The sequence below is a fragment of the Cupriavidus sp. FW216-B1 genome (assembly GCF_058789195.1).
In genome coordinates this window covers 1-4,402 of record NZ_JBYTEL010000047.1, presented here as the reverse complement: position 1 = coordinate 4,402, position 4,402 = coordinate 1, and the positions used below count along the sequence as shown (strand labels likewise).

Genomic DNA, 4,402 nt, shown 5'->3' with positions numbered 1-4,402 from the left:
CAGCCTCAAGGGCTGCGATCAGCTGGGCTGGCTTTCCGTTGAACTGGTTGAAATGGGCATCGCACAGGCTGCAGCATCGGTCAGTGATGGCGCGCCACCCCATCGCGACTCGCACACGCCAGGTGTCATGCTTGATGCGCTGGCCCGTGTAGGGCGGCCTCGGGCAGAGCCGGCAAGCATTGCCGCAGGTGTCAGGCGCCACACTGCGGAAATGGGGGTACCGCGCAGCCTCGGCCGCCACTTGCTCATAGGAAAGCGTGGCCGCAGCTGCGCGGAGCGCGGCCAGCGTGGCAAACTGGCGCTCCGGCAGCGCTTTGTGAAACCACGTCTCAATGAATGCGCAGCGGCTGTTCTCGCGGCGCGCCTCCATTTGGACACCCAGGCCAGCGATGTCCTCGTATCCGTAGAAGGCCATGCCGTGGGCGCCGTGACCGTGCGCGGTCTCGCGCATGGTGATGTTGTCGGGAATGATCATGCTTTGATCTCCGGGAATCCATCGTGCTGCACGCCGTCGAGCAGGCGGCCAGCGGCCTTCGTGCCGGCGCGGTGGACCATGGCCCAGCCGTCTGCGCTTGTTGCGCCAGCAGGATAGCCAGCGACATCAAATCCACCTTGGACCGTACGACAGTCCAGCGCCACCGCAGCCGTCTCATAGCGGCCGGCCCCGAAGTCTCCAGACCCAGGCGCCCATTCGCCGTACTGCTTGAACAAGAACGGCACGCCGGCAGCCGCGCACTGATCGCGTAGACTGCGGGCCCAGTCCGGATGCATCGGGCGGGCGCCCGGACCGCTTTCGCCGCCGACGATAACCCAGTGCAGGCCAGCGGGCTCGACGTCGCCGCAGCATTCTGGTGGGTCGGGCGGCTGCATCCAACCATCACCAGGGTGTCCCGGAACCGGATGGCCGCAGCATTTCCAGAGGTGACGCTGCAGGTCAACCGGCCCCAGCAGCGGCTCCATCGACAGGAAGCGCACGCGCGCCGGCGTGGCCAGCAGCTTGGGGATGTCTCGGTCGGCTTCCTCCTGGTTGCAGATCGTGGCGCCGAGCCAGACGTTCGGATATAGCCGGTCGAAATCAAACGGCACGGGCAGCATGTTGCCCACGTTGCCAATACGCTTGGTCAGCAGCAGCCAGTCGAGATTGGGCGTCGCCTCGATCAGGCGCCACAGGTCATCGCGCCATTCGTCGGGCACGGCGTTGTCGAACACGTCGGCCAGGCTGGCGCAGAACACGCGCTGCCGGCGACCGTGCTGCGCGTAGAACACGCCGGCGGTGCGGTTCCATTGCAGCGGCTTGCGCCAGTTGGCGGGTGACGTGCGGCGCCGCGGCGCGCCCGGCCCCCAGTTCACTGCCGTGCCGCCGGCGAAGCGCGCGTTGCGCGTCTCGGCATAGCAGTGGTCGCAGCCGGGGCCAACCTTCTGGCATCCCTCCCAAGGGTTGAACGTGTGGTCGGTCCATTCGATTTTGGTGTTCTCGCTCATGCTGCTTGCTCCATGTCGCCGGCATCGAACAGGCTCGGCATGGATACCTCACGCTCGGCCGCTTTGAGATAGTGCACGCCGTCGAGGAAGTACGCCGGGTTGAGCTCGCTGCCGCCGCCGCGACGGCCCTTGAGGATCGCCCGATAGGGCACGGTCATCAGGCCGGAGAAAGGGTCATAGACCAGTTCCCCGGCGTTGCTGTAGCGCTCGATCAGGCGGTCCACGATGTCAAACTGCAGGGGACAGACGTGCTGCTCGACGTTGCGGCGCGCCTGGTCGCCGTTGAGCGTGCGCATGCGGTTGATGTCGTGCCAGACCTCCGGATGGTGGCTGCCGGGCGCGAGGCTCATGAACGTCGATGGCAGCGCGCCGCGGGCGTCCAATTCTTCGCCGATGCGCACGTGGGTCTCGTAGTCATAGACGCTGGCCAGGCTCTGCTCGGTGAACAGCTTGGCCAGCTTGTCCGGGCCCAGCTTCCCCAGTTCCTCCGCCGTGAGCTGTCGGTTGCCGCTCGAGCGCCAGAAGGCATGCGCATCGACCTGCCAGCGCGCGCGGGTGTAGTCCGCCTTCTCCTTGCGGACCGGCGCATCGGCATAGCCCTTGCTGCGGTCGCTCTGCGGCTTGCGGAACAGCAGGATGTACTCGGGGCTGCCGACACCCATCTTCGTGCCGTCCTTGCATTGCTCGGACCAGCCCAGGCGGTAGGTCTGGTTGTTCTCGCGCACCACGTCGGTCACCACGGTGATCATGCCCATGTAGTCGAAGCCGTGCTGCCGGCCATGGAACAGCGCCTCGGCGTGGAAGGGGCTGACGGTGGGCGCGCCGGCGCCTGTGACATTGCCGAACAGGATCCGGTCCTTGACGTGGCAGCAGTAGAGCCGGCCCGGCTTCAGCATGCGCAGCAGCTCGGGCGTCAGGAAGTCCATCTGCTGCCAGAAGTGCGAGTTGTCCTCGGTATGGCCGAAGTCGTTGTACGAGGGCGAATACTCGTAGTGGTTGGCGAACGGGATCGAGGTCACGATCAGGTCGACCGATGCCTCCGACTGCCGGCGCGCCTCGTCCACGCAGTCGTTGTTCGCCACGCGGAAGAACTGGCCCTCGACCTCAATGCGCTTGACGCCGATGGAGCGCGCGAGGGTCTCCTGCATGGCGAGTTGGTTGAGGCCGTACTGCTTGATGATGTCGGTCATCTTCTGCACCATTTCGTCGTGACGGCGCCACTTTTCCTGCAGCGTGCGAAGGATCTCGCGCTCGGCCTCCGAGTGGATGATGTCCACACGGCAGGCGTGGGGCTGCTGGAACCGCTGGATGCGGTGGATCGCCTGGATGAAGTCGTTGAACTTGAACCCGATGCCGGAGAAGATCTCGCGATGGCAGTGCCGCTGGAAGTTGCAGCCGCTGCCGGCGATGATCGGCTTCGTGGAGAGCAGCCGGTACCGGCCCTCGCCGAAGTCGATGATGCGCTGCTCGCGCTCATCCAGATCCTGGCTTCCCCATACACTGACCGCCTCGGGCAGCGCCTGCTGGATGGCATGCCGCTCCATCTCCAGGTCGTGCCAGATCACGAAATGGTCGTCGGGTGCCTCGGCCACCAGCTCAGCCGCTTTGGCCACGCGCGCGTCCAGGCTGTTGCGCTTCTCCGCCGAGGCCGCTTGCACGCCTAGCGCCGGGTCGTTGAACATCAGGCCCTGGCCGATCTTGTCGGTGCCGGCCGTGCTGTAGTCGGTGGGTACCTCGTGGTATCGCACGTCGAGCGGCGGCAATTCATAGCCCTCGTCGCTGTAGCCGAGATCGGATGGCTTCTGGATGAACACCGCCCAGCTGCTCACCCACATCCAGAATTCCTGTTCCTTGTGCGGATAGAGCGTCAGGTTGCCGGCCTTCTCGCTGTCCCGCTGGAAGAAGCGGGTTAGCGCCTGACCAGTGTCCATCTGCCCAAGGAAGCCGGCGTAGTGGATCAGTTCCTTGAAGCGATTCGGGCTCGGCGTCGCCGTGTTGACCAGTTTGAACGGCACGCCTTCGAACAGCGGCAGAAACTCCTGATAGGTCTTGCTGCCGAACGAGCGCAGCACGGACGCCTCGTCCAGGCTGACGGCCGTAAACCGACGCGGGTCGATCTTCCCATCGCGCACCGATTCGTAGTTGGTCAGATAGTAGCGATGGCCGGCGGCGACCTCGGCATCCGTCCGGATGAAGCGCAGGTCGATGCCGAGCATGCGGGCATCGCGGATCAGTTCTTGGCGCACACCCAGTGGAGCGACGAGCAGCAGCATGCCGCCGGCGCGTTCGACGGTCAGGCGCCCCCATTCGCACTGCATCACCGACTTACCCAGGCCGAATGAGGCGAAGATGCCGCGGTTTCCGCCCTTGACGGCCCAGCGCACGATATCGCGCTGGTGGCCGAACAGGATCGGATTCACGTCACCCGGCGCGACGTCGAACCCGTCGAAGCGAGCCATCTTGATCTTGGCACGCAGGAATTCGTCGTATCGGTCCGCCGTCATGCTGCCTCCGTGATGCCGGTCACCGACAGCGCCACCGCCACCGGCCGCACCCAAACTGGCGTGGCCGACAACTGGAACGTCTCGCCCGCCTCGGCCAGCAGTAGGGTGGTGCCCATCACCTCGGCGATGGCCTGCGCCGCGTCCGGCGGCACAGCATTGCCGATGCGCTCGCGCCATGCCTGGTCGCTCAGGCCGTCCAGCTCGAGATACTCCTCTGGCTCGATCAGCGACTGCAGGGCGGCCAGCTCCAGCGTGGTGAACGGGCGGTGCCAGGTGCCATCGAGCGCGCGGATGATCGCCACCAGCTTGTCGTTCGCCGCCGGCATGCGTGGATCGGCCACCGACCACCGGCCGTTGTCGTGCCCGGCCGCCGCCGATACCGCGCCGCTGGGCTGTTCCCACGCCACCACGCCATA

The 4,402-nt window shown here is 65.8% G+C and carries 3 protein-coding genes and 1 pseudogene; all 4 read right to left on the bottom strand.

Annotation, left to right across the window (positions count from 1 at the left end; all coding sequences use genetic code 11):
* The coding region (locus tag AC3WXD_RS34880; RefSeq protein WP_492325737.1) for a hypothetical protein at nt 1–475 on the bottom strand (475 nt) is incomplete at its 3' end.
* Nucleotides 472–1,482 carry a phage Gp37/Gp68 family protein gene (locus tag AC3WXD_RS34875; protein WP_492325736.1) on the bottom strand — a complete coding sequence of 337 codons (1,011 nt, stop codon included), beginning with the start codon at nt 1,480–1,482 and terminating at the stop codon, nt 472–474. The genes AC3WXD_RS34875 and AC3WXD_RS34880, both read right to left, overlap by 4 nt.
* A complete protein-coding gene (locus tag AC3WXD_RS34870; RefSeq protein ID WP_492325735.1) occupies nt 1,479–3,986 on the bottom strand; it encodes a DNA methyltransferase in 2,508 nt (835 codons plus the stop codon). Before AC3WXD_RS34870 ends, AC3WXD_RS34875 begins: the two co-directional genes overlap by 4 nt.
* Nucleotides 3,983–4,402, bottom strand: a pseudogene (locus AC3WXD_RS34865) (DNA cytosine methyltransferase); the annotation flags it as partial. The pseudogene AC3WXD_RS34865 and the gene AC3WXD_RS34870, both read right to left, overlap by 4 nt.